Source organism: Psychrobacter sp. 1U2, from assembly GCF_051847575.1.
The window spans coordinates 1-1,267 of sequence record NZ_JBPYDC010000281.1 but is presented as its reverse complement, the minus strand read 5'-3'; the positions used below and the strand labels follow the sequence as shown (position 1 = coordinate 1,267).

Below are 1,267 nucleotides of genomic sequence, written 5' to 3'. Positions count from 1 at the left end.
GAAGATAAGCTGACTGATGACGAAAAAAGCATGGCTGAGATTTTGGAGTCTGTATTTTTACCAGAAGAGTCATTAGATAATTTCTTAGACAAATTGACGCCAGAGGGTGGGCGCGGCGGTCTCTATGTTGGTCACTTCACCGAGCTTGATGATGGCGATAATAGCGACATTGATATCGGAGCGATATATTTTGATATCAGTGATGACGGCGCTGGTAGCGTTGATGGGCGTATCAGTTACCAACAGCAGATTTGTCAAGAAAACCGCACACTCGATGTCAATACGGGCTTTAAAGTAGACAATTATATTACGGGCAAGGTAACAGGTAGCCTTGATACAGCAGAATTTTTAGACATCAAATATATCAATGATCTAGATCTTGAAACGCCAAACTTAATGACTACCTTTGCAGGTAGCTTTAAGGAAAACCAAGTAGGCTCACCATGGAGAGGCAGTTTTGAATATCAAGACAGTCTAGGTGGCACCACCCTTTCAGCTGCCAAAGACAATTGTAAGGTTACCTATACTCTGAGTGATCGTTCTAACTTTACCACTTATGCACTCGATTATACACTAGGTGCCATGATGCTCGACATCACTGGTAATGGTAACCAAAAAACCGTCACTTGGAAGAATCCAACTAACACAAAACAAGTATTAGTCAGCCAAATCGATGTCAATAAAGCTGAGTCTGGCGCCAACGGTTATGTACAGAATGCTGTATTGGCTAATAGCGAAACACAATTCACGCCTGTTATTCCAAATGTCTCGACGAACTACGCTATTGTCGTGCAGGCATTTGATGCGAATAATAAACTGATTGGCTATCAAGCAATCGTACAAGATTTGCCTGAATCATTATGATCTTTGAATATATGAGCTTTTATAAGTATACATATGATGATTAACTCCAGACGACTCTGAAAAAGTTTTAAACGTTTTTTAAGCATTAAAATTACAGTCTGGCTTCTTAGCCATTTAATACAAGGATACCTGTCAGTTCATCATTTGAATTGGCGGGTTGCTTTTGTTTTATTGACGTCATTTTTATTTTCAAACTTTGGCTATATGGACTTGCTCATATTATTTATCGGAGTATTATCGTCAGCACAGTTTCTATGTTACTGCCTTACCAACGATTTGCTGATGGCAGTGTTTAAACATCAATAACCAACGTGAATAATGAAAAGTTGCTAACTATGGTTTTGCCATTATCCTTTACAGACTTTAAAAGCTACAGCTTACGTTTAGGCGTGCTTGCGCTACC

1 protein-coding gene is annotated in these 1,267 nt (G+C 39.3%); it reads left to right on the top strand.

All coding sequences use genetic code 11. The features are described from left to right. Positions 1-864 (top strand): hypothetical protein (locus ACS8FD_RS15170; RefSeq protein WP_439276461.1); only part of this gene is annotated, 864 nt, incomplete at its 5' end. Between the last annotated feature and the right edge of the window lie 403 nt (positions 865-1,267).